At 61.9% G+C, this 21,624-nt stretch carries 26 protein-coding genes and 2 tRNA genes; 16 read left to right on the top strand and 12 right to left on the bottom strand.

Going from position 1 to position 21,624, the window contains the following annotated elements; genetic code table 11:
- The first annotated feature begins 11 nt into the window (after positions 1-11).
- Complete coding sequence (locus OOJ09_RS14655; RefSeq protein WP_269905895.1) at positions 12-266, top strand: hypothetical protein; 255 nt, start codon at positions 12-14, stop codon at positions 264-266.
- Between the two features lie 235 nt (positions 267-501).
- Complete coding sequence (locus tag OOJ09_RS14650) at positions 502-1,200, top strand: CBS domain-containing protein (protein WP_269905894.1); 699 nt, start codon at positions 502-504, stop codon at positions 1,198-1,200.
- 54 nt (positions 1,201-1,254) lie between these two features.
- Here the strand turns inward: OOJ09_RS14650 and OOJ09_RS14645 are convergent, their stop codons facing one another.
- The 3 genes from OOJ09_RS14645 to OOJ09_RS14635 form a co-directional block, all read right to left on the bottom strand.
- The gene (locus tag OOJ09_RS14645) at positions 1,255-1,590 is read right to left on the bottom strand and encodes a DUF6455 family protein (RefSeq protein WP_269905893.1); all 336 of its coding nucleotides are present in this window, start codon (positions 1,588-1,590) and stop codon (positions 1,255-1,257) included.
- Positions 1,591-1,697: 107 nt separating this feature from the next.
- Positions 1,698-2,156, bottom strand: coding sequence for an NUDIX domain-containing protein (locus OOJ09_RS14640; RefSeq protein WP_269905892.1), 459 nt, complete (start codon positions 2,154-2,156; stop codon positions 1,698-1,700).
- Between the two features lie 94 nt (positions 2,157-2,250).
- A complete protein-coding gene (locus tag OOJ09_RS14635; protein ID WP_269905891.1) occupies positions 2,251-3,063 on the bottom strand; it encodes a universal stress protein in 813 nt (270 codons plus the stop codon).
- Between the two features lie 734 nt (positions 3,064-3,797).
- On the opposite strand from OOJ09_RS14635, the gene OOJ09_RS14630 reads away from it, so the two are divergent.
- From OOJ09_RS14630 to OOJ09_RS14610, 4 genes are all read left to right on the top strand, one after another.
- A complete protein-coding gene (locus OOJ09_RS14630) occupies positions 3,798-5,312 on the top strand; it encodes a PAS domain-containing sensor histidine kinase (RefSeq protein ID WP_269905975.1) in 1,515 nt (504 codons plus the stop codon).
- The gene (gene fixJ, locus OOJ09_RS14625) at positions 5,302-5,916 is read left to right on the top strand and encodes a response regulator FixJ (protein ID WP_269905890.1); all 615 of its coding nucleotides are present in this window, start codon (positions 5,302-5,304) and stop codon (positions 5,914-5,916) included. Before OOJ09_RS14630 ends, fixJ begins: the two co-directional genes overlap by 11 nt.
- Before the next feature lie 386 nt (positions 5,917-6,302).
- Positions 6,303-6,749: a pyridoxamine 5'-phosphate oxidase family protein gene (locus OOJ09_RS14615; protein WP_269905889.1), complete on the top strand. Its 447-nt coding sequence runs from the start codon at positions 6,303-6,305 to the stop codon at positions 6,747-6,749.
- 279 nt (positions 6,750-7,028) lie between these two features.
- Positions 7,029-7,676, top strand: coding sequence for a helix-turn-helix domain-containing protein (locus OOJ09_RS14610; RefSeq protein ID WP_269905888.1), 648 nt, complete (start codon positions 7,029-7,031; stop codon positions 7,674-7,676).
- Between the two features lie 142 nt (positions 7,677-7,818).
- Here the strand turns inward: OOJ09_RS14610 and OOJ09_RS14605 are convergent.
- A tRNA-Tyr gene (locus OOJ09_RS14605) sits at positions 7,819-7,903 on the bottom strand.
- A gap of 198 nt (positions 7,904-8,101) precedes the next feature.
- On the opposite strand from OOJ09_RS14605, the gene OOJ09_RS14600 reads away from it, so the two are divergent.
- Positions 8,102-8,962 (top strand): TrmH family RNA methyltransferase, encoded by an 861-nt coding sequence (locus OOJ09_RS14600; protein WP_269905887.1) that lies wholly within the window; start codon positions 8,102-8,104, stop codon positions 8,960-8,962.
- Between the two features lie 6 nt (positions 8,963-8,968).
- Positions 8,969-9,274 (top strand): hypothetical protein, encoded by a 306-nt coding sequence (locus OOJ09_RS14595; protein ID WP_269905886.1) that lies wholly within the window; start codon positions 8,969-8,971, stop codon positions 9,272-9,274.
- A gap of 105 nt (positions 9,275-9,379) precedes the next feature.
- Here the strand turns inward: OOJ09_RS14595 and OOJ09_RS14590 are convergent, their stop codons facing one another.
- The 3 genes from OOJ09_RS14590 to gcl form a co-directional block, all read right to left on the bottom strand.
- A complete protein-coding gene (locus tag OOJ09_RS14590) occupies positions 9,380-10,297 on the bottom strand; it encodes a 2-hydroxy-3-oxopropionate reductase (protein WP_420107512.1) in 918 nt (305 codons plus the stop codon).
- A 111-nt stretch (positions 10,298-10,408) separates the two neighbouring features.
- On the bottom strand, positions 10,409-11,206 hold the full coding sequence (gene otnI, locus OOJ09_RS14585) for a 2-oxo-tetronate isomerase (RefSeq protein ID WP_269905884.1): 798 nt from the start codon (positions 11,204-11,206) through the stop codon (positions 10,409-10,411).
- Between the two features lie 24 nt (positions 11,207-11,230).
- Positions 11,231-13,012 (bottom strand): glyoxylate carboligase, encoded by a 1,782-nt coding sequence (gene gcl / locus OOJ09_RS14580; protein WP_269905883.1) that lies wholly within the window; start codon positions 13,010-13,012, stop codon positions 11,231-11,233.
- A 212-nt stretch (positions 13,013-13,224) separates the two neighbouring features.
- On the opposite strand from gcl, the gene bhcR reads away from it, so the two are divergent.
- Positions 13,225-14,046 carry an HTH-type transcriptional regulator BhcR gene (gene bhcR, locus OOJ09_RS14575; RefSeq protein WP_269905882.1) on the top strand — a complete coding sequence of 274 codons (822 nt, stop codon included), beginning with the start codon at positions 13,225-13,227 and terminating at the stop codon, positions 14,044-14,046.
- Here the strand turns inward: bhcR and OOJ09_RS14570 are convergent, their stop codons facing one another.
- Complete coding sequence (locus tag OOJ09_RS14570; protein WP_269905881.1) at positions 14,047-14,406, bottom strand: hypothetical protein; 360 nt, start codon at positions 14,404-14,406, stop codon at positions 14,047-14,049.
- A 208-nt stretch (positions 14,407-14,614) separates the two neighbouring features.
- On the opposite strand from OOJ09_RS14570, the gene OOJ09_RS14565 reads away from it, so the two are divergent.
- Positions 14,615-14,962, top strand: coding sequence for a hypothetical protein (locus OOJ09_RS14565; protein ID WP_269905880.1), 348 nt, complete (start codon positions 14,615-14,617; stop codon positions 14,960-14,962).
- 76 nt (positions 14,963-15,038) lie between these two features.
- Here the strand turns inward: OOJ09_RS14565 and OOJ09_RS14560 are convergent, their stop codons facing one another.
- Complete coding sequence (locus OOJ09_RS14560; protein ID WP_269905879.1) at positions 15,039-15,344, bottom strand: BA14K family protein; 306 nt, start codon at positions 15,342-15,344, stop codon at positions 15,039-15,041.
- A gap of 18 nt (positions 15,345-15,362) precedes the next feature.
- On the opposite strand from OOJ09_RS14560, the gene OOJ09_RS14555 reads away from it, so the two are divergent.
- Entirely contained in the window at positions 15,363-15,728 is a 366-nt protein-coding gene (locus OOJ09_RS14555; protein WP_269905878.1) for a hypothetical protein, read from the top strand.
- Between the two features lie 219 nt (positions 15,729-15,947).
- Here the strand turns inward: OOJ09_RS14555 and OOJ09_RS14550 are convergent, their stop codons facing one another.
- Positions 15,948-16,115: a hypothetical protein gene (locus OOJ09_RS14550; RefSeq protein WP_269905877.1), complete on the bottom strand. Its 168-nt coding sequence runs from the start codon at positions 16,113-16,115 to the stop codon at positions 15,948-15,950.
- 158 nt (positions 16,116-16,273) lie between these two features.
- Between OOJ09_RS14550 and OOJ09_RS14545 the strand changes: the two genes are divergently transcribed.
- Positions 16,274-16,349 (top strand) — tRNA-Thr (locus OOJ09_RS14545).
- A 42-nt stretch (positions 16,350-16,391) separates the two neighbouring features.
- Here OOJ09_RS14545 and OOJ09_RS14540 read toward each other — a convergent pair.
- Together OOJ09_RS14540 and OOJ09_RS14535 are read right to left on the bottom strand one after the other, a co-directional pair.
- Positions 16,392-16,958, bottom strand: a complete 567-nt coding sequence (locus OOJ09_RS14540; RefSeq protein ID WP_269905876.1) for a DUF2569 family protein — start codon at positions 16,956-16,958, stop codon at positions 16,392-16,394.
- 126 nt (positions 16,959-17,084) lie between these two features.
- The gene (locus tag OOJ09_RS14535; protein ID WP_269905875.1) at positions 17,085-17,699 is read right to left on the bottom strand and encodes a TetR/AcrR family transcriptional regulator; all 615 of its coding nucleotides are present in this window, start codon (positions 17,697-17,699) and stop codon (positions 17,085-17,087) included.
- Between the two features lie 97 nt (positions 17,700-17,796).
- Here OOJ09_RS14535 and OOJ09_RS14530 point away from each other — a divergent pair, with 97 nt between their 5' ends.
- Genes OOJ09_RS14530 through OOJ09_RS14515 form a run of 4 tightly spaced genes read left to right on the top strand, consistent with a single transcriptional unit; the run spans position 17,797 to position 21,622 of the window.
- Complete coding sequence (locus OOJ09_RS14530; protein ID WP_420107514.1) at positions 17,797-18,876, top strand: polyamine ABC transporter substrate-binding protein; 1,080 nt, start codon at positions 17,797-17,799, stop codon at positions 18,874-18,876.
- Positions 18,877-18,889: 13 nt separating this feature from the next.
- A complete protein-coding gene (locus OOJ09_RS14525; protein ID WP_269905873.1) occupies positions 18,890-19,777 on the top strand; it encodes an ABC transporter permease in 888 nt (295 codons plus the stop codon).
- 1 nt (position 19,778) lies between these two features.
- On the top strand, positions 19,779-20,561 hold the full coding sequence (locus tag OOJ09_RS14520) for an ABC transporter permease (protein ID WP_269905872.1): 783 nt from the start codon (positions 19,779-19,781) through the stop codon (positions 20,559-20,561).
- Complete coding sequence (locus OOJ09_RS14515; protein ID WP_269905871.1) at positions 20,558-21,622, top strand: ABC transporter ATP-binding protein; 1,065 nt, start codon at positions 20,558-20,560, stop codon at positions 21,620-21,622. The genes OOJ09_RS14520 and OOJ09_RS14515 overlap by 4 nt, the downstream gene beginning before the upstream one ends.
- Positions 21,623-21,624: the final 2 nt, after the last annotated feature.

The raw sequence follows: 21,624 nt of genomic DNA, 5'->3' as shown, positions 1-21,624 counted from the left end.
ATATCGAAATAATGCGCAATTCCATGTTCTTGCTTGTAGCACTTGGAGGCCTCACAATCCTTGCCCTGCCGGCGGCCGCTGAATCGAGCGAAGGGTCATGTGGAGCGCCAGCTGCCGTCGCCCCTGCCGGTCCAATCGATCTGGAGGCCATCCCGATGAAGGACGCCACCGGCCCCAAGGCAGTCAAAGGCGTCGGCGACGATGAGTGCGATGATCGGTCCGCCGGTGGTATCGCTGGCGAGAGTGAAGCATCAGACGACGACTAATCTCCCAATCGATGCCAGCGGCCCTTCAGTCTTGCCGAACCGGTCAATCATTCTGGGCAACCGCCTGCGATCGATCGGGAAAAGGGCCGCTGGTGTGCAAGCCACTCCTCCCCGTGCCGACGCCGCCAACGCTCACGATACGCGACGCTGCCCTTCGCTGAAAATGATTCAGATCAAGGCATGCCGCGGCCAGGATGTCGATGTATGGTAAGAACAGGTGTTTGAGGAGGCATCCATGCAAGCCGAAACCATAATGACCGCGCCAGTGATCGGAATAGTCCCGTCCGCATCTGTCGCCGAAGCGGCTCAGTTGATGCTCTCGAACAGGATCAGTGGCCTGCCCGTCATCCGCGGCGACGGCACGTTGGTTGGAATTGTCAGCGAGGGTGATTTCCTGCGGCGTGGAGAACTCGGCACCGAGCGCAAGCGCTCGCGTTGGCTGGAATTTTTCGTCAGCCCCGGAAAAGCCGCCGATGAATACGTCCGAGCCAACGGGCGACAGGTCGAAGAGGTGATGTCCGATGATGTCATCACGGCAACCCGCGACGCGTCGCTCGCGGAGATCGTCGAACTGATGGCACGTCACCGCATCAAACGCATACCGATCGTCGAAGCCGGCAAGGTTGTCGGTATCATAGCCCGCTCCGACCTTCTTCGGGCATTGCTCCCCCCGCAGTCAGCCATGGCCCCGACGTTCGTCGACGACGAACAGATCCGCCAGACTATCCTGGCCGAACTCGCTGCCCAGAAATGGGTTGCCAAGGACATGATAAATGTCACCGTCGACAACGGCGTGGTGAAACTGAGCGGCGCCATCTTCGATGAACGCGAGCGCCAGGCAGCAATTGTCGCGGCGGAAAACGCCGCCGGCGTCAAAGCCGTCAAGGATGATCTCTTCTGCGCCGACCCACTGTCCGTCATTCTGGTTTCGTAGCCTGAGGCTGGCAATACGATCCTGTCGACGCGAACTGTGTGTCCGCTCGGCGCTCTAACGGTGGCCGGGCGTATGTTGCAGCCGTGCGATCAAGTCACGGTTGCGGCAATAATCCGGCGGGCTATCGGCTTGCTGATGTTCGTCGAGCCAAATCGAGCATTCGTCCTGATGGCCACAGGAGCGGCAGCGGTCCACCGCCCGATTCGTGACGGCTATATGGTCCGGCACCATTTTCAATTGTTTGTCGACGCCCAGCTTGCGCATCATGCGGTCCATCAAGGCAGTCCTGGCGTCAACGGAAATCAGGTAGTCGAGAAGGCTCATGTCGATCACTCCTGCCAAGCTGGCATCATTGCCAAGCTGGCCGCCCACGACATTGATCTCGGTCAACAGGCGGAGCCGTTGCCAAGTCCGGGCGGCGAAGCGATGGATTGAAGCTCCCGAGCAACGAAAGCCGTCAAAACAAGAGGATTTTCAAGTCGGAGCCATGCCGCTGGCTAGATGGACGCCACGAGCCGGTCGAGAAAGGACCGCTGGCCGGCAAGCATCTTTTCCCGAGCCTGGGCAAGATCCAGCCACTCACCACGATCGATCTCGGGAAAGGACTGCACGCGGCCACTGCGCGGCGGCCATTCCATTTCGAACATGTTGCTGCGCAGCGTAGCGGTGTCGAAATCGCCTTCGACCGCGAAGGCCGTGATGAGCTTGCCTCCGCGCTGGCGCAAGTCTCGCAGGGGAAGCAGCGGTGCCGCCGCGAGCTCCCAGCCGGTTTCCTCGGCGAATTCGCGACGCGCCGCGGCCTCGGGCTGTTCGTCATCGCCATACTCGCCCTTGGCAATGGACCACGCGCCGAGATCGCGGCTCTGCCAGAACGGGCCGCCCGGGTGGACAAGCAGCACCTGCAGGCCGCTGTTAGACCTGCGATAAGGTAGGATGCCCGCACTTTTCTTGGCCATGACTTCACACCCTCGCCATGTTCGTCATCGAGGCAGGCCGAACAGTTCCGTTACCGATCACCTGCTGAACTCTCGGTCGCCGTGCGTCAAATCATCAATACGACATGAAGCGGCTGATGCCGCTTTCCTCAATCAGCGAGCGCGTGACGCCGCCGAACGCCCATTCCCGCAGACGGCTGTGACCATATGCACCGGAGACGATCAGGTCCGCATGGATCGACCGCGCAAATGTCAGCAACTGATCGCCGTCAGCCTCGCCGGCGATCGATTCGGTTCGTGCCATGATGCCGTGATGTTCGAGAAAGACTGCGACATCGGCGAGGCTGTCGCGAAGGCTTTCGTCGCGGTCGGTATCGATCGTGGCAACAACGACTTCGTTGGCCTTGGCCAGGAAAGGCAGGGCATCCGCTATCGCCCGGCGCGCTTCCCTGGTGTCCTTCCAGGCAACCAGCACGGTTTTTGCCATGACATGCTCGACATTGCTCGCGGCAACCAGAACCGGCCGGCCAGTACCGAGTACGAGGCTGCCGACATCCACTGCGCGAAAGACATTTTCCCCTTTCTCGCTGCCGGTAACGATAAGATCGGCCATGCGGGCCGAAACGCTCAGGAAACGAGTCGGGCTGGAAACGGATTGCCCCCATTCGCTGAAGATTGAAGCGGGGACCAGTCTCTCGAATTCGGCTCGCAGTTCGGCAAGCCGCTTTTCGATTTCCGTGCGCTGGATCTGCATGATCTCCCCTTCGTAGACCATACCGTTGCCTGTCGCGACCAGGGGCGGGACATCCGCAGCCGCCAGGCCGATGAGACGGGCTCCAAACCGCTCCGCAAGCTCGATCCCCAATTTCACCGTCGCTGCAGGAGGTGCATCCACGGCAAGATTCACGATGATTGACTTGTAGGACATGATGGGCGCCTCTCGTTGGACCGGTGGAACGCGAGGATGAAATGCATCCGCCGACGCTCGATGCCTTGATGCGGGTCAAAAAGACTTTTTCTCAATTGCCGGCCCACTCGATCACGAGCCTCTGGCATGATCGGTTTTGCGTGGGCAGAGAGGGCGATGAGTGATAACTAGGCCAAATTGCACGTCCCCACATCCAAGGACTTCATGTGAACGACAAGGAAACGCGCGCTTTGCCGACCGGCGAAACCATGCTGAACTCGGTGTCAGCGTTCGGTAGCGGCGAGATCGGCAGGCTGATCATGTCTTATAACTGGTCAACTTCACCGGTTGGCCCGATAGGGTCATGGTCTCAGACGCTGATCAACACCGTCTGCACCATGCTCCCGGCTCGCACACCGATCGCCCTGTTCTGGGGGGCCGACCATGTGGCGCTCTACAACGATGCCTGTGCCTCATTGCTGGCCGGAAAGCACCCGCTGGCGCTCGGTCGCCCGGCGTCGGCAAATCGAGCAAAGCTGTGGGACGACCTCGAACCATCGCTTAACAAGGTACGCACCTCCGGCGAGACTGTCTTTGCGCATGCGAAGCCACTGCAGAGTGATCGGCACGGCATTGCCGAAGAGGCCTATTTCGACATTTCATACTCGCCGGTCATCGAGGTGGACGGCACGGTCGGTGGCGTGCTGTGCATCCTGAGCGAAGTCACCAATCGAGTTCGCGGCGATCAGCGGACCATGGCCGAGCATGACCGGCTGGCCCTGATGTTCGAGCAAGCCCCGGGGTTCATGACGTTGATGCGCGAGCCGGGTCATGTCTTCGAGCTGACCAATGCCGCCTACCAACGGCTGATTGGCGATCGGCAAGTGATTGGAAAGTCGGTGCGCGACGCCCTGCCCGAACTCGAGGGCCAGGGTTTCTACGAACTGCTCGACAAGGTGTATGAAACCGGCGAGCCATACAGGGGGCGGGCAGTAAAAATCGCGCTTCGCAAGAAGGATGGCGAATCTGTCGAGGAGCGCATCCTCGATTTCGTCTATCAGCCGATCAAGGACGACGACGGGCGTATCGCGGCCATCTTTGTCGAGGGCACCGACGTCAGCGAACTTTCCTTCGCAAACGCTGCCCTTCAGTTGCGCGAAGATCACTTGCGTTCGATCCTGGCGACCGTCCCCGATGCCATGGTCGTCATCGACGAAAAGGGCCGGATCCAATCCTTCAGCACTGCGGCCGAAACCCTGTTTGGCTATCAGTCGAGCGAAGCCATTGGTCAAAACGTCAACATCTTGATGCCGGCGCCCTATCATGGCGAGCATGACGCCTATCTGCACCGCTACCTGACGACGGGTGAGCGCCGAATCATCGGGCTCGGCCGCACCGTGACCGGGATGCGCAAGGATGGCTCGACCTTTCCGATGGAGCTTTCCGTCGGCGAGATGCATCCGGGTACCGGCCGGTTCTTTACCGGCTTTTGCCGCGACCTGACCGAACGGCATAGGTCGGAAGCAAGAATACAGGAGCAGCAGCAGGAGCTGCTGCACATGGCGCGGTTTACCGCGCTTGGCGAAATGGCCTCGACATTGGCGCATGAGATCAACCAGCCTCTCACCGCCATCACGAACTACCTCAAAGGCAGCCGCCGACTGCTCGAGAAAAGCACGGAAGAGAATGCCCCGATGCTGCGTGAGGCTGTCGAAAAGGCAGCCGAACAGGCGCTGCGGGCCGGGAATGTTATACGACACCTCCGGGACTTCGTCGCGAGAGGCGAGAGCGAGCGTCAGGTCGAACGCTTGCCGACGCTGATCGAAGAGGCCTCGTCGCTGGCCCTGGTCGGCGCGAGAGAGATAAATGTCCGTGTCAGCTACAAGCTCGACCCGCTAGCCGAACTGGTCTTGACCGACCGCATCCAGATCCAGCAGGTTCTGCTGAATCTGATGCGCAACGCGGTGGAAGCCATGCAAGGTGTGCCACGCCGCGAATTGCACGTCATGACCGTCGCCCGGGATGACGGGATGGCCGAGGTAAGCGTGATCGATACGGGCACGGGGCTTGCGCCGGAGGTCTCGGCCCAGCTTTTCCAGCCATTTGTCACCACCAAGAAGCAGGGCATGGGCGTCGGTCTCTCGATTTGCCGTACTATCGTCGAATCGCATGGCGGCCACATCTGGGCGGAGCCCGCCCCTGGCGGAGGGACCGCTTTCCGCTTCACCTTGCGCATCGTTGAAAGGGGAGAGGTCGCCAATGACCGGTAATGATCTCGTGCACGTGGTCGATGACGACGTCGACGTCCGCAAGTCGCTTGGTTTTCTCCTGGCGACGGCCGACTTTGCCGTGCGCCTGCATGAATCGGCGACCGCCTTCCTGGCTACCGCGACGGGCGATCTCAACGGCTGTATCGTGACCGATGTGCGCATGCCCGGCATTGACGGCATCGAGTTCCTGCGCCAGCTCAGAGCCCGCGGGCAGGCGATTCCAGTCATTGTCATGACTGGTCATGCCGATGTGGCGCTGGCCGTTCAGGCGATGAAGGAGGGAGCTTCCGATTTCATTGAGAAGCCGTTCGACGACCAGGTTTTGATCGATGCGATCCGCTCAGCCTTGGACAACCGCAACCAGGCCGGTGCAACGCACCCACAATCAGCGGCAATCCATGGCCGCATGGCGGCACTCTCGGAGCGGGAGCGGCAAGTGCTGGACGGGCTGGTGGCGGGTCTGCCGAACAAGACGATCGCCTATGACCTGGGCATCAGCCCGCGCACGGTCGAGATTCATCGCGCCAATGTAATGAGCAAGATGGGCGCGGACAGCCTGTCGCATCTCGTGCGGATGGCCTTGATCGTGGAATCCAAACCCTAGGAAGCGTCACCCAGGGACGTGCCTCCTTCTGTCGGCATTGTCTTCGACTCCCAGTAGCGCCAATGGGTTGGGCGGATGTCGACGCGAACGCCGGTCGCGGCGTTCGTCCAACCCTGCCGCCCCCTTATGCAGGGAAATACGAGCGCATGTTCGCCGTCCTCGTCCAGGACGGCGAGTTCAAGGTCGCGACCAAACGGAGCGCTTAGGATTGGCTTCCACATTGCCATGTGATGCGCGGAAGCGGCAATTCCCGCTTTGATTTGAATCATATTCCGGCGAACCAAAGCGCCATCTAACTGGCAGTGATGCGCTGCCGCCGGCCCACGCCGGCGCGACGTCGCTGGTGGCGATGGCTCAACGGCCGAGAAGAACAGGAGATCGCATTGATGCTGGTCCGGACGCTTTCTGTGCTGGAATCGACCAAATTGTTGTCCGCCAGCCGCCTGGGCCACCTGGCTTGCGCGAAGGATGGGCAGCCCTATGTCGTGCCCCTGCACTATGCCCATTCCGACAATCACCTCTATGCGTTCTCCTTGCCGGGCAAGAAGATCGACTGGATGCGGGCCAATCCGCGGGTGTCGATCCAGGTTGGCGAACACGGCCAGGGACGAGGATGGAGAAGCGTGGTCGTCGACGGCCGCTATGAAGAACTGCCCGACCGCATCGGCCACAAGCTTCAGCGCGATCATGCGTGGTCGGTCCTGAGCCAGCACGCCGACTGGTGGGAACCTGGCGCGCTCAAGCCGGCCATTCCCCCGGTTGCCGATAGCGCCCCGCACGTTTTCTTCCGGATATCGATCGAGCAGGTGTCCGGACGCGAAGCCAGCGAGTGAGCCGCCGCGGCGACATCGACAGTATGCTGAAACGGTTCGGGTTCGGCAGCCGATCGGCCGCAACCCTGACGCCTTGCCGGCGGCTCCAGCGTCAGCCGCGCCCTCGATGGGACCCGCCGATTGCCGCGCTGTTCGTGTCCCGTTCGCCCATGATTTCGGCGATCGCTGTCTGCCCGCCGAAGAACTGGTCCTAGGTAGTTTCCCGTAGGGACATAACCGAATTTCGCCACCTGCGGATTCGCGCGATTGCTGTGTCGCGGATCAACCGGGAAAACAGCCATGCACACCTACACGACCTCCAGAATCGCCCTGCCGTCACGGTCCTCCCAGCCTGCCCTGCCAGAGGCTTTCGAGCCCGCATTGCTGCAACCGCTCAGCTTCTTTCCCGCCGGCGCGGAAATCTATGCCCAGGGCGAGAAGGCCGGGCCCTTCTATCAGGTCGAGTTTGGCGCCGTCCGCATCTACCGCCTGCTGGCCGATGGCCGCCGCCAGATCAGTGCCTTTCACCTGGCCGGCGAGACATTCGGCTTCGAGGCCGACAGCACGCATCATTTCTTCGCCGAGGCAATCAACGCCACCGGCATCCGCGTCTTCCGCTTCGCCACCGGTGCGGACATCTCCCGTCAGTTGCTGCCGCTGGCGCTCAAAGGGCTGACCAGGGCGCAGGAACACCTGTTGGTCCTCGGCCGCCAGAATGCCATCGAACGCGTCGCCGCCTTCCTCCTCGACATGGCCGAGCGGCAGGGTGGATTGCAGCCGATCGAGCTGCCGATGTCGCGCATGGACATCGGCGACTATCTCGGCCTCACCATCGAGACCGTGTCGCGGGTTTTCAGCAGGCTGAAGGACAAGGGCGTGATCCGCCTGTCCAGCCTGCGCAGCGTCGAAATCGTCAAGCACGACGCCCTGCAAGATATGAGCGAATGAGACCGCACCTGGCGATTTACGGAAGCGCCGCGGACTGGAGACGGTGAGCGGTACTGCCGTCGATCCGCCCCTCAGGGTTTCTTTGGCGGGCAAGCGTCCGCTTCCATGCCCGCCTCGCGTTTCAGGGCTTCCGGGCCGGCAGTGGTGGAGAGGGTTGGATTCGAACCAACGTAAGCTAAGCTAACGGATTTACAGTCCGTCCCCTTTAACCACTCGGGCACCTCTCCAGTCTGCCGCCGGAGCCATGCAACGAGGCATTCGCGCCAATTCGGACCCGAGTTGTATCTTCTCCGAAACCAGCGAAGCGCCTTATGGCGGCAAGGCTGGTGGGTGTCAACCGCGCAGCCAGGGTTTTTCGTTTCTGTTCGCCGGCTGCGGCGACGGGCCATATCCTTAGCCGTAGGAGAGGGCTATAGAAGCCGGTCATGAGCAACAACGCCAACACCCCGAAAGACACCCATTACGCCAAGCTTCGCCGCGCCTATCGCGACGAGAAAAGCGGCGGCGCACCGGCCTTCCGGCCACGCCAGCCCGTGCCGCCCGGCGAAAACGCCGCGGACGGCCTGGTGCGACTCTACGGCCTGCACACGGTGCGGGCGGCACTCGACAATCCGCGCCGCAAGATCAGGAAGATGCTGGTGACACGCAATGCGGCCGAGCGCCTGGAGATAACCGATCTCGCCGCCCTGCCCTTCAAGGCGGAACTGGTCGAACCCAGGGACATCGACAAGATCACCGGGTCGGATGCCGTGCATCAGGGCGTGCTGATCGAAGCAGAGCCGCTGAAGCCCAAGCGACTTGATGCACTTGGGGACGCAAAGTTGGTTCTGGTGCTCGACCAGGTCACCGATCCGCACAATGTCGGCGCCATCCTGCGCTCGGCGGTCGCCTTCGGCGCCGGCGCGCTGATCACCACGGCTCGCCACAGCCCGCAAGAATCGGGCGTGCTGGCAAAATCCGCCTCGGGTGCGCTGGAGCACATCGACCAGATCGAGGTGAAGAATTTGGCCGACGCTCTTGGCCAGTTGCACGAGGCCGGCTTCCGCACCATCGGGCTTGATTCGGATGGCCCGGCGGAACTCGAAAAGAGCTTTGCCGGAGAAAAGATCGCCCTTGTACTGGGTGCCGAGGGCAAGGGCCTGCGCCAGAAGACGCGCGAGACGGTGACGACCTTGGCGCGGCTCGACATGCCGGGCGCGATCCGTTCGCTCAACGTATCGAACGCCGCCGCGGTGAGCTTGTACGCGGCGCAAAGGTGGTTCGCGCACCACAGATCGGCCCGGTGAGTGCCGTTGGATTTTGCTGTCCTTGACGCGAAAGGCCATGTCGACCGATCTGTACCGATCGGCCCCTCAGCACATCATGAAATCATATCAATCGCGAGTGACAACACATTTGAATTCATACTGCAGTTCAAAGATTTCTATGAAGATGCGACCGTTCCGATCGAATCCCTCCCATCTTTGACCAGGCAAGTTGCGGAGCTTCAGCGCAATGAAGGAATTTCGGAAGAATCCAGAAGCTTTCTGACAAACTTGGCCGACCTCATCCGCTACGCGGTCGAGCAAAGTCGACCTATCGAGGCACTTGCGGACTAGCCGGCAGGCTGAAACGCCAAACGGGTTCCGGCGACAGACGCAGGAACCCGTTCTCCGACAGGGAAGAGTTGGCGGCTTGGGAACGTTGCGCCGCCCTCTCCTGACCTATGCCGCTTTGCCTTTGACTTCGGCAGCGTCGCCGCCGAACTCGAAATTGGCCATCCGCTCCAGCGCCCTGACCAGCGCCGAATGATCTTCCTTCGCGCCGCCATTGGCGGCGCAGGAATTGAACAGCTGCTGGGTGGTCGAAGTGTTGGGCAACGACACGCCGAGCGCTTTCGCCCCCTCCAGCGCGAGGTTAAGATCCTTCTGGTGCAGTTCGATGCGGAAGCCCGGCGCGAAGGTGCGCTTGACCATCCGCTCGCCATGCACTTCGAGAATGCGCGAGGCGGCCAGTCCGCCCATCAGCGCCTGCCTGACCTTGGCTGGATCGGCACCGGCTTTCGACGCAAAAACAAGCGCTTCGGCGACGGCTTCAATGGTGAGTGCAACGATGATCTGGTTGGCCACCTTGGTGGTCTGGCCAACCCCGTTCGGTCCGACCAGGGTGATGTTCTTGCCCATCTTTTCGAAGATGGGTTTGGCGCGCTCGAACGCCCTTTCCTCGCCGCCGACCATGATGGTCAGCGATGCCGCCTTGGCGCCAACCTCGCCGCCGGAGACCGGCGCGTCGAGATAGTCGCAGCCCAGCTCATTGATCCTTTTGGCGAAGGCCTTGGTCTCGATCGGCGAGATAGAGCTCATGTCGACGACCAGCTTGCCCTTGGACAGGCCGGACGCGACGCCGTTCTCGCCGAACAGCACATCGGCGACCTGTGGTGTGTCGGGCACCATGGTGATGATGATGTCCGCCGCTTTCGCCACGGCGGCATGGCCCGTGACTGACTTCAGGCCCTTGGCGACGAGATCCGCCGGCGGCTTTGAGCGATGATCGCTGGCGATGACCTTGTAGCCGGCATCCAGCAGATGCCCCGCCATCGGCGCGCCCATGATGCCGAGGCCGATGAAGCCGATAGTTTCCATGGTAATTCTCCTGAAAGTCTTTGCTCGAACTCGTCGAAGGTCGGCGCTGCCCCTCATCCGCCTGCCGGCACCTTCTCCCCGTATAGCGACGGGGAGAAGGGAAGCGCCCGTCTACGCCGCCGCGCTGCCCTGCCCGGCCAGGTCCCGGAACCAGCCCAGCCCGGCCTCGGTGCCCGCCTTCGGCTTGTACTCCGCTCCGACCCAGCCGGAGTAACCGATGCGGTCGATATGCTCGTAGAGGAAGGGATAGTTGATCTCGCCCGTCCCCGGCTCGTGACGGCCGGGATTGTCCGCAAGCTGGATGTGCGCGATGCGGCCGAGGTTTGCCTCGATGGTACGGGCGAGATCCCCCTCCATGATCTGCATGTGATAGATGTCGTATTGCAGGAACAGGTTCTTCGACCCGACACGGTCGATGAGCGCCAGCGCCTGATCCGAATAGTTGAGGAAGAAGCCCGGAATGTCGCGGGTGTTGATCGGCTCGATCAGCAGCCGGATGCCGGCTTGCTCCAGCTTCTCCGCCGCGAAGGCGAGGTTTTCGGCAAAGACATCCTCAAGCACCTTGCGGTCGACGCCCGCTGGCGCGATGCCGGCCAGGCAGTTGACCTGCTGGCAGCCGAGCGCCTGCGCGTAGGTGATCGCCTTGGCGATGCCCTGCCGGAATTCCGGCACGCGATCCGGCAGCACGGCGATGCCACGCTCGCCCTTGCCCCAGTCGCCGACGGGCAGATTGAACAGCACCTGCGTCAGGCCGTTCTTCTTCAACCGGGCGGCGACGACATCGGGCGCGTGATCATACGGGCCGATATATTCGACGCCCTTGAAGCCGGCGCGAGCGGCGGCATCGAAACGGTCGAGGAAGTCATGCTCGCCAAAGAGCATGGAAAGATTGGCTGAAAACCGTGGCATAATGCAATTTCCTCACAAAATGAATCAGTCGAGCATGACGATCGACGTCGGCGCATCTTCGTGGCTTTCGGCAAGTTCCTCGAATTCGGTGACCTTGTCGATCTCGGTGCCCATGGAGATGTTGGTGACGCGTTCGAGGATGAATTCGAGCACCACCGGAACCTGATGCTCTTTCATCAGCCGCTGCGCCTCCTTGAAGGCGGCGGCGAATTCCTCCGGCTTGCGCACCCTGACCGCTTTGCAGCCCATGGCTTCGGCCACCGCAATGTGGTCGACGCCATAGCCGGCCTCGGGATCGCCTGATCGGTTGATGTTCTCGAAAGCGAGACTGACCTCGAAATCCATCGAAAAGCCGCGCTGCGCCTGACGGATCAGGCCGAGATAGGCATTGTTCACGACGACATGGAGATAGGGCAGCTTGTGCTGCGCGCCGACCGCCAGTTCCTCGATCATGAACTGGAAATCATAGTCGCCCGACAGCGCCACGATGGTGCGATCGGGATCGGCGGCGCGAACGCCAAGGGCCGCCGGCAAGGTCCAGCCAAGCGGGCCGGCCTGGCCGCAATTGATCCAGTTGCGCGGCTTGTAGACGTGCAGGAACTGCGCGCCGGCGATCTGCGACAGGCCAATGGTGGTGACATAGGTGACGTCGCGGCCAAACGCCTTGTTCATCTCCTCGTAGACACGCTGCGGCTTCAGCGGCACCTGGTCGAAATGCGTCTTGCGCTTCATGGTTTTCTTGCGGCCCTGGCATTCCTTCGCCCAGCCGGACCAGTCGCGCAGCTTGCCCGCCGTCTTCCACTCGGTGGCGACGTCGAGCAGCATCTTAAGGGCCGCACCCGCGTCCGAAACGACGCCGAGGTCCGGCGCGAAGACGCGGCCGATCTGCGTCGGCTCGATGTCGACATGGATGAACTTCTTGCCCCTGGTGTAGACGTCCACGGAGCCGGTGTGGCGATTGGCCCAGCGGTTGCCGATGCCGAACACGAAGTCGGCTTCCAGCATCGTCGCATTGCCATAGCGATGCGAAGTCTGCAGCCCGCACATGCCGGCCATCAGCCGGTGGTCGTCGGGGATCGCGCCCCAGCCCATCAAGGTTGGAATGACCGGCACGCCGGAGATTTCGGCGAATTCGATGAGCAGATCCGACGCATCGGCATTGATGATGCCGCCGCCGGCGACGATCAGCGGCTTTTCGGCCGCGTTGAGCATCGCCAGCGCCTTTTCGGCCTGGGCGCGCGTCATCGCCGGCTTGAATGGCGTCAGCGGCTCATAGGCGTCGATGTCGAACTCGATCTCGGCCAGTTGGACATCGACCGGCAGGTCGATCAGGACCGGCCCCGGCCGCGACGAGCGCATCAGGTGGAATGCCTTCTGCAGCGCCATCGGCACCAGATAGGGTTCCATGACGGTGACCGCCCATTTGGCGACAGGCGAAGCGATGGCGGCGATGTCGACGGCCTGGAAATCCTCCTTGTTCAGCCGCGCGCGTGGCGCCTGGCCGGTGATGCACAGGATCGGAATCGAATCGGCCGCGGCCGAGTAAAGCCCGGTGATCATGTCGGTGCCGGCCGGACCCGAGGTGCCGATGCAGAGCCCGATATTGCCTGATCTGGCGCGGGTATAGCCTTCGGCCATGTGCGAGGCACCCTCGACATGACGGGCAAGGACATGGCGGATCGTGCCCCTCGCCTTCAGTGCCGAGTAGAGCGGATTGATCGCCGCGCCCGGCACGCCGAACGCGCAGGAAATACCTTCCTTTTCAAGAACGAGAACCGCCGCATCGACAGCGCGCATCCTGGCCATTTTCCGGCCCTCCACAGGGTTTGTCATTGTTGGATGGCCGATGATGTCAGCAAGCTCGCCATTTTTCAATTTTTTCAGAATATTTTTTCATTTCTAAAGAACGGTGCCTATGCCTTGATTTTATTCGGTTTTCGGTTTTCCAAGATTTTCCTCCTCGCCTAATTGAAAAACTTTTTCATTGCGCGTTCCATGAAATTTGCGAAACTGGCGCCATGGAAACGACCGAGAAACGACAGCGCGGCCGGCCGCGCGCTTTCAACGCGCCTTCCGAGGCCAGTCCGGTGCAGTCTCTCGATCGGGCCCTGCGCATCCTGGCCATTGTCGCGGAGGGCAGCGGCCTGTCGCTGAGCGAGATTGCGGCGCAAAGCGGCCTTGCCGCCTCCACCGCCTACCGCATGCTGACGACGCTGGAAAACCACGGCATGGTCGAATTCGACACGAGCGACCAGCTGTGGTCGATCGGCGTCGAGACCTACCGCATGGGCGCGGCGTTCCTGCGCCGCCGCAAGCTGGTCGACCGCGCCCGCATCGTCATGCAGGAACTGATGGAGAGGACCGGCGAAACCGCCAATCTCGGAGTCGCCGAGGACGATTGCGTGGTGTTTGTCAGCCAGGTCGAGACGCACCAGGCGATCCGCGCTTTCTTCCGGCCGGGCACGCGCAGCCCGTTCCACGCTTCCGGCATTGGCAAGGCGGTGCTGGCGCATCTCGAGCCGGAACGCGTCGGGACCATCCTGCGCAAGGCCGGGCTGCAGCGCTTCACCGACAAGACGCTTTCCGACATTTCCGCCCTCGCCCACGACCTGGCGACGATCAAGCTGCGCGGCTGGTCAGTGGACGACGAGGAACGGCACCCAGGCATGCGCTGCGTGGCAGCCGCCATTTTCAACGAATTCGGCGAACCGATCGGCGGCGTCTCGGTGTCGGGACCGACGGTGCGGGTGACGCCGGAGCGGCTGGCCGAGATCGGGCCGATGGTGCGCAGCGCCGCGGCCGAAGTCACAAGGATGATCGGCGGCGTGCAAGCCGGCTGATCAACCTGCCCCGGGCAGCGCGCTCTTTGTCGCAATATCGAAGAAATCCAGCAGAATCGCCAGCCCTACTCCGCAGGCGGTGAAGACGAGGCCGGCGATGAAGATACGGTTGGCGCGTTCATAGACGCGCCGCTGCAAGGATTTTACGGCGAGCAGCAACGACAGCGCCCGCATCTGCAAGGCGATGCCGACCAGGATCGGCAGGACGGCGACAAGATGGTAGGTCTGCCACGGGATCGGGTTGGCGGCCCAATGGGTGATGAAGCCCAGTGAAAACGCCAGCAGGATGCCGACAGTGGTGACGGTGCCGTTGCGGAAAACCGTCTCGATCAGGTCGTCCTTCGGGTCCTGATTGTCCAAGCCACCCTCCGTCAGTTGGCCATCGGGATAGACTAGACGCTCCGGAAATCGCCGTATAGCGCCCGCTACATGGGATTTCACCGTCTTGCCGTGGCGTTCGAATGCATGCGAAAGGGCACGAATGAGGAATACGGCTCAGCTTCTGCTTGCCGCTTCACTTTGCGGATGCGTAACGACAGCGCCCAAACCCGATCCCGGCGACCAGCGCGTGAACCCCATCCCGATCTCGCTCGCCTTGGAGGAGATCGTCACGACCGGCATTCGTCAGCGGCTACAGGACCCTGCGTCCACCAAGTTCGGAACGATGCTTGCCGGCGAGCGGACCCTCGGCGGCCGCCAGCAGATCGTGGTCTGCGGCCATGTCATCGTCAAGAAATCTTCCGGCGGCTATGGAACTGAAGAACCTTTCGCCGCCAAGATTTATCCAGATGCGGGAAGTACCTTCGAGCTCGTCGCGATAGGTGACGAGTCGCCGAAGACGAGCCTCCTCATTGGCGACACCTGCCGTGCGGCCGGATTGGCGATCCGGGACTCCAATCCGAAGGCTGATCTCTGAACGCGGTTTTCAGGCGTTCAAACGAAAGAAAAGGGGCTGCGTACAGCCCCTGTTTCCTGTGTTGGCGCCCCTCCGCTCAAAGCCGGCAGTAGTGGCGATAGCCGTCGTAGCCGATGTAGGTATCGGAGTCCGGGTCGTAGCTCGAATAGCGATCGAAGCAGCGGCGGACGTGCCAGGAGCCGCCGTCTTCGTCGACATAGACGGTGCGCGGCTGCTGCTGGGCGAGCAGGCTGCCCAGGACAAACCCGCCGACGCCGGCGGCGATGCCAATGCCGAGGTCGTGGTGATGCGAATGAGCCGACGAAGGCTGGACGGTGCCGACCAACGTGGTGGCGGCGACGGTGGTGGCGATGAGGCCGGAAACGAGTGTGCGCTTGAACATGACGATCTCCTTGCTTCGTTGACCGAGGCGATCCATCCGCCTCTTGATCATCTGTCGTTGCCGCGAAGAGAAAGGTTCGAATCTTTTTCTGATTTTTTTGGAGCGACCTTCCCGCCCGACATTTCCAACGTCGCCCCATCGATCGCGAAGGACGCATCAAACGCGAAAAAGGGCGACCGAAGCCGCCCTTTTTGGGAGAATGGGGTCCCTCCATCAAAGGAAAATGATCACCTTGCCATGGCCGTGGTGATGATGGTTGTGGTGCCACCACCAATGCTGCTTGAAATGGTGATGATGATGGTGGTGATGGAAGCCGTGAGCCGAGGACGACTGGACGGTGCCGGCGAGCGCGCCGGTGGCGACGAAAATGGCGACGAGGCCTGATGTCAGAGTGCGCTTGAACATGATGATCTCCTGGATCCTTGATCGAGGCGACCCATTCGCCTCTGGAGATCAGTCGGCGCGGCGGGAGGAAAGGTTCGAAAGGTCGAGGGGGATTTCTTGTGGCACGGCCTCGTGCCCAGGCGAGCAGCGAAAGGCAGGAACACCGGAGTGTCCGCTCCCTATTCCCTATTCCCTATTCCCTATTCCCTATTCCCTCTCTCACCCCATACCAGTGATATGGCGAAGCCAGAAGGCGAGCGCGATGAAGCCGATGATGGTGGTCACGCCGGTCCAGTCGACATTGGCCTTCTTCACATCGTTGATGAGCTTCACCAGCAGCATCCAGCCGATGACGACGATAGGGAGAATGATGACAAATCTGATCATGCGACACCCCGGTTCGAAGCGATTGCACCTTCCTTATATGTAGGAAGCCGGTTTGCGGATTTCAGCATGCGCATTCGCTCCGCCATCCACCACGGCGGGTAACCGAAAACGGAGTTTTGTCTTTACTGGCGCAACAAATATGCTAACCGGAGCGCCGTGCCCTTGTAGCTCAGCTGGTAGAGCAGCGGTTTTGTAAACCGAAGGTCGGCGGTTCGATTCCGTCCGGGGGCACCAGCAAAATCAAATACGCGAATATTTGGACTGCGGACGCCTCTTTCAGGCGCTCGCAACTTGTCCAGATGCGCTCGCCCTGTCGAACGTGTTCCTCACCCTGACCGACTTATAGACATAGGCGACCCAGACGCCGGTCACCACGAAGGAGGCTATGGGAGCCACCAGCGCATCGCCTGCGAGCACCTGGTTCAGCGGGACCCCCAGAATTGACGAAATCCAGATGGTGTCCAGGATAAACACGACAGGGATCGCAAACCACTGGCACAGAAACAACCGTGGGAAACGATGGCTTCGTCGCAGCATCGCAACCAGCACAACCAACTGAAGCACCAGAAATGCCAGATTGAGAGCGACCTCGCCATACCCCGCCAGCGGCCCATTTGGGAGGGTCATAAGTTGCTGGTAGCTGTCGGCTGAATTGGCAAAGTCGGCGAGTGTGCGCAGCGGCGACAATGCCTGACCGATCGCCAGCAACATCAGCCAGCCGCCGAAGCCCACAAGAGCCTCGGGAGTCTGTGACGGCTTCGCGGCTGATCGAACAGCAAAGAAGACAGGCACGCCGATCAACAGCAGCACTATCGCCCAATGCCAGATTGAAAACGTTCCCATTTACCCCTCCCCGCTTTTATACCCCTTTAGATTGTATCAGATTTCAAGCTCAACTCAAGAGTGAGCCTCGTGTGAAACGATGCCTGATGCTGAAGCGACGATTTCTCCTGTCTGCTCCTGACTCCCTCACACCCCGATCGCCGCCACCAGTATCCGGTTCTGCCGCCGTATCGCTGCGCGTAGCTCCGGTATCTTGGCCTCGTCGCGTTTCACGAATTCGATGAACATCATGTTCATGTTGTTGAAGATCAGTTCGCCGAGCGCCTGTCCGTCGATATCCTGCTTCACAAGGCCGATCGCCTGCAGGCGGGCGATCAGCGCGCGGATCTGTTCGGTCAATGAGCGGTCGAGCGCGGTGTAGGCCTGGCCGAACGGGCCGTCGGGCAGTTGCGTCGAGATCGCCATCGCCTGCCGCCACATCTCCTTGCTGAGATAGTGCAGCGAATGTTCGATATAGATGCCGAGCAGCGTATCCAGCGCGTCGCCGACATTGGCCGGCGGGTTGGCGACGACGCCGCGCCCGGCATTGAGCACCTCGTTGACCTCCAGCGAGACGATGGCGCCGAGGATGTCACCCTTATTCTGGTAGTAATTGTAGATGGTGCCGACCGAGACCTCGGCCTGGGCCGCGATCGCCTCGATCTTGGCGCCTTCATAGCCGGCCTCGCGGAACAGCTCCGCCGCCGCCTCGATGATGCGCCTGTGCCGGTCCGCCTTTTGCCTTGCCCGCAATCCGCTCATGAAAGCCTCTTGCCATAAAAACAGAATTGACTCAATTTTAGAATTGGTTCAATTTTTTGCAAGAAGCCACAAAGGCAAGGGAGAACACTCGATGTCCATGAAATCCGAATCCAGGAATCCGCTTTCCATCCTGAAGAGCCATCTGCACGCCGCGTGCGCCGCTGCGGCACTGCTGCTCGCGACGGGCGCCCAGGCCGCCGATCTCAATGCGCTGATCTGGTGCGACCACTCCGATCCGGCCTTGCTGCAGCCTTTCGAGGAGGCCAACAACGTCAAGGTCAACGTCAAGGAATTCGAGGGCACCGGCGCTGGCCTTGCCATCGTAGAGCAGTCGCAGCCCGGCGACTGGGACGTGATGGTGATCGACTCGATCGACGTGCCGCGCGGTGTCGAGAAAGGCCTGTTCGAGCCGCTGCCGGAAGACAAATTGCCCGTTGCCGACCTGTTTCCGCAGGTGAAGATGGACGGCTCCACCGTCGTCGGAGGCAAGCGATACGGCATCACCGAAAAGTTCGGCTACAACACGATCGGCTACAACAAGACCAAGGTCGACCCGGCCGACATGCAGTCGATGGCCGCGCTCACCGGCGACAAGTACAAGGGCAAGGTCGCCATCTACGACTATTACCTGCCGGTCATCGGCATGGCCGCGCTCGCCATCGGCAAGAAAACGGCTGACCTGACCGAAGCCGACCTGCCGGCCATCAAGGCCGAGCTTCTCAAGATGAAGGCCAACGCCAAGCTGGTCGGCGAAGTGACCGCCAGCCAGACGGCGCTCGCCACCGGCGAGGTCGACATACTGGTCGGCGGCGGCGAGTGGGTGACGGCGGGCCTGGCCAAGGAGAACCCGGCGCTGGACTTCTCCATTCCCAAGGAAGGTGCCGTGCTGTGGTCGCAGTCGCTGGCCATGTTCAAGGATTCCAAGAACAAGGACATGGCGCTGAAATTCATCCAGTACATCATGAGCCCGGAAGGCCAGGCGCGGCTTGCCACCTCGTCCTGCTATTGGGGCATGCCGTCCAACACCAAGGCGGCGCTGACCGACGACCAGAAGAAGATCCTGCGTTTCGACGAGCAGCCGGGCTTCCTCGCCCGCGCCCAGGCCTATCCGGCGCCGAACGCCGATCTCGACAAGAAGATGCAGGACATGTGGACCGAAATGCTGCAGGCGAAGTGAGCGACTGCCGCTCATGAGTTCCGCTGGTAACAATGGCCGTGCCCTGCCCCGGGCGGGCCGTGCCCTGCCCCGGGCGGGCCGCGCCCTGCCCTGGGCGCTGGTCACGCCGGCGCTCGGCTGGACGTTGCTGTTCTTCGTCCTGCCTTTCATCGCCATGGGGTTTTCCAGCCTCACGGCGCATGAGGGCGGCGGCTTCACGCTGACGAACTACAGCCAGTTCTTCACCAACCCCTCCTATTGGCAGGCGATGGAGAACTCGCTGCAGGTGACGGCGATCGTCACCGTGGTCTCGGTGCTGCTCGCCTATCCCTTCGCCTGGATTCTCGCCGAACAGGTGCCGGAACGCTGGCAGCGGCTGGCGCTGATGCTGGCCGTGCTGCCGTTCTGGACCTCCTATGTCGTGCGCTCCTACTCCTGGCTGCTGGTGCTGGCGCAGAACGGCGTCATCAACCGCGCGCTGACAGGCTCCGGCCTGTTCAGCGAACCTGTGCAACTCGCCAACACCCGTTTCGCCACCGTCACCGGCTTCGTGCATTTCTTCGTCATGCTTCTGACGCTGACGATCTTCGCCAACCTGAAGCAGTTGAGCCCGAGCTACCGCAAGGCCGCCGCCGATCTCGGCGCCGGGCCGGTGCGAACCTTCCTGCATGTCGTGCTGCCGCTGACCTTGCCCGGCATCATGGTCGGCGCCTTCCTGACCTTCGTGCTGTGCATCGGCGACTACATCACGCCGCAGATCCTGGGCGGCAACAACGAGCTTCTGATGCCGCAACTGGTGATGATGCAGATCGGCCGGCGCGGCGATTTTCCGCTGCCCTCGGCGCTGTCGATCATCCTGATGGCGGTGGTCACCATCGCCTACCTTGCCTGCGCCCGCTGGCTCAAGATCGAGCGGGCCTGAAATGCGCCAGATCGTCCGCGTCGCTTCCTGGCTCTATGCGCTTGCCGTCTACGGCTTCATCTTCCTGCCGGTGGTCGTGCTGGTGCTGTTCTCGCTGCAGGCGACGTCGTTTCCGATCCCGCCCTTCACCGGCCCGTCGCTGCGCTGGTACGACGCCGTTCTCTCAGACCCGCGACTGACTTCGGCGCTGGTCAATTCGTTGCTGGTGGCGTCCATCTCGTCGCTCACCGCCGTCACGCTCGGCTTCCTCTCCGCCTGGGTTTTCGCGCGCTTCGTCCTGCCGGGCTCCGGCCTGCTGCGCGGGCTGATCACCCTGCCGCTGACGGTCAGCTATCTCATCATCGGCATGGGGCTCCTGGTGCTGTTCAATTGGGCCGGCGTGCCGAAGTCGCTGCTTGCCGCAGGGATCGGCCATGTCGTGATCAACCTGCCGCTCTGCTTCGCCATTATCTACAGCCAGATGGGCGACCACCAGATCAACATCGAACGCGCCGCGCGCGACCTCGGCGCGCCTGAATGGAAGGTGCTGCTCCTGATCACCGTGCCGGTCATGGCGCCGGCCATCTTCGCCGGCTTCTTCCTGTCGATGACATTCTCCTGGGACGAGTTCGTGATTTCGTTCCTGCTGACGCGCTTCGACACAACGCTGCCGGTGGAAATCTGGAACCTGCTGCGTTCCGGCCTCAACCCCAAGACCAATGCGGTCGGCTCCCTGGTCTTTGCCGTCTCCATCATTCTGGTCGTGCTGTTTGAACTGACATTGCTGCGCAGGAGAAAAGCATGACCGCCCCCCTGGTCGACATCAGCTCCGTCTCGCATCGCTTCGGCCAGCAGACGGTGCTGAAGAACGTCTCGCTGCGGATCGAGCCCGGCAGCTACACCATCCTGCTCGGGCCATCCGGATCCGGCAAGACGACGCTGCTGTCCATTCTGGGCGGCTTCGTCACCCCGAGTGAAGGCAAGGTGTTCATCCGCGGCGAGGACTGCACATCGGTGCCGCCGGCAAAGCGGCCGACGACGACGGTGTTTCAGGACTATGCGCTGTTTCCGCATATGAGCGTCGGCAGCAATGTCGGCTTCGGCTTGCGCATGCAGGGCGTGGACGCGGCCACACGCGGCGCGCGGGCGCGCGAGGCTCTGGCCCTGGTTGGCCTCGCCGCCGCTTTCGACAAGAAGCCGCACCAGCTTTCCGGCGGCCAGCGGCAGCGCGTGGCGCTGGCGCGCGCGCTGGTCATCGAGCCGGCGGTGCTGCTGCTCGACGAGCCGCTCGGCGCACTCGACCTCAAGCTGCGCCGGCAAATGCAGGACGAGTTGAAAGCCATCCAGAAGCGCGTGGGTACCGCTTTCATCCATGTCACCCACGACCAGGAAGAGGCGATGGCGCTGGCCGACCACTGCGTGGTGATGAACGATGGGCGCATCGAGGATGAAGGACCGCCCGAGCGCGTTTATGCGCGGCCGGCGACACGCTTTTCCGCGACCTTCATGGGCGAAAGCACGATCCTTGCCGGCACGGTCACGGAGGCCAAGAACAGGACAAGCGCTGTCGCGACGGCGGTTGGGCAAGTGTCACTGCCCTGCGCGTTGCCAGTGGGCTCGGCTGTTGCGCTGGCCATCCGGCCGGAGCATCTCGTCCTCGGCGCGACCGCCGGCACGGCAAGGCTGGGCACTGCCAGGGTGAGCGACGTCGTCTTCCAGGGCAGCTTCAAGCGCGTGCTCGCGGCTTCCGTCGAAGACCCCTCGCTGCAGTTCATCGCCAGGCTGCCCGCGACAGCCACCGTCCGGCCGGGCGACACGGTCGCGGTTTCGTGCGATACCGATGAGATCATCCTGCTGACGGATTGAAC

The organism is Mesorhizobium qingshengii, assembly GCF_027563465.1.
Lineage (GTDB): Bacteria > Pseudomonadota > Alphaproteobacteria > Rhizobiales > Rhizobiaceae > Mesorhizobium > Mesorhizobium qingshengii_A.
The sequence above is the reverse complement of the archived record's forward strand: the minus strand, read 5'-3'. Positions and strand labels throughout refer to the sequence as shown.

Excerpts from the sequence above, each read along its gene's own strand:
- OOJ09_RS14655 (WP_269905895.1), top strand. The coding sequence starts at position 12 with ATGCGCAATTCCATGTTCTTGCTTGTAGCACTTGGAGGCCTCACAATC.
- OOJ09_RS14650 (WP_269905894.1), top strand. The coding sequence starts at position 502 with ATGCAAGCCGAAACCATAATGACCGCGCCAGTGATCGGAATAGTCCCG.
- OOJ09_RS14640 (WP_269905892.1), bottom strand. The coding sequence starts at position 2,156 with ATGGCCAAGAAAAGTGCGGGCATCCTACCTTATCGCAGGTCTAACAGC.
- OOJ09_RS14635 (WP_269905891.1), bottom strand. The coding sequence starts at position 3,063 with ATGTCCTACAAGTCAATCATCGTGAATCTTGCCGTGGATGCACCTCCT.
- OOJ09_RS14630 (WP_269905975.1), top strand. The coding sequence starts at position 3,798 with ATGGCCGAGCATGACCGGCTGGCCCTGATGTTCGAGCAAGCCCCGGGG.
- fixJ (WP_269905890.1), top strand. The coding sequence starts at position 5,302 with ATGACCGGTAATGATCTCGTGCACGTGGTCGATGACGACGTCGACGTC.
- OOJ09_RS14615 (WP_269905889.1), top strand. The coding sequence starts at position 6,303 with ATGCTGGTCCGGACGCTTTCTGTGCTGGAATCGACCAAATTGTTGTCC.
- OOJ09_RS14610 (WP_269905888.1), top strand. The coding sequence starts at position 7,029 with ATGCACACCTACACGACCTCCAGAATCGCCCTGCCGTCACGGTCCTCC.
- OOJ09_RS14600 (WP_269905887.1), top strand. The coding sequence starts at position 8,102 with ATGAGCAACAACGCCAACACCCCGAAAGACACCCATTACGCCAAGCTT.
- OOJ09_RS14590 (WP_420107512.1), bottom strand. The coding sequence starts at position 10,297 with ATGGAAACTATCGGCTTCATCGGCCTCGGCATCATGGGCGCGCCGATG.
- otnI (WP_269905884.1), bottom strand. The coding sequence starts at position 11,206 with ATGCCACGGTTTTCAGCCAATCTTTCCATGCTCTTTGGCGAGCATGAC.
- gcl (WP_269905883.1), bottom strand. The coding sequence starts at position 13,012 with ATGGCCAGGATGCGCGCTGTCGATGCGGCGGTTCTCGTTCTTGAAAAG.
- bhcR (WP_269905882.1), top strand. The coding sequence starts at position 13,225 with ATGGAAACGACCGAGAAACGACAGCGCGGCCGGCCGCGCGCTTTCAAC.
- OOJ09_RS14560 (WP_269905879.1), bottom strand. The coding sequence starts at position 15,344 with ATGTTCAAGCGCACACTCGTTTCCGGCCTCATCGCCACCACCGTCGCC.
- OOJ09_RS14550 (WP_269905877.1), bottom strand. The coding sequence starts at position 16,115 with ATGATCAGATTTGTCATCATTCTCCCTATCGTCGTCATCGGCTGGATG.
- OOJ09_RS14540 (WP_269905876.1), bottom strand. The coding sequence starts at position 16,958 with ATGGGAACGTTTTCAATCTGGCATTGGGCGATAGTGCTGCTGTTGATC.
- OOJ09_RS14535 (WP_269905875.1), bottom strand. The coding sequence starts at position 17,699 with ATGAGCGGATTGCGGGCAAGGCAAAAGGCGGACCGGCACAGGCGCATC.
- OOJ09_RS14530 (WP_420107514.1), top strand. The coding sequence starts at position 17,797 with ATGAAATCCGAATCCAGGAATCCGCTTTCCATCCTGAAGAGCCATCTG.
- OOJ09_RS14525 (WP_269905873.1), top strand. The coding sequence starts at position 18,890 with ATGAGTTCCGCTGGTAACAATGGCCGTGCCCTGCCCCGGGCGGGCCGT.
- OOJ09_RS14520 (WP_269905872.1), top strand. The coding sequence starts at position 19,779 with ATGCGCCAGATCGTCCGCGTCGCTTCCTGGCTCTATGCGCTTGCCGTC.
- OOJ09_RS14515 (WP_269905871.1), top strand. The coding sequence starts at position 20,558 with ATGACCGCCCCCCTGGTCGACATCAGCTCCGTCTCGCATCGCTTCGGC.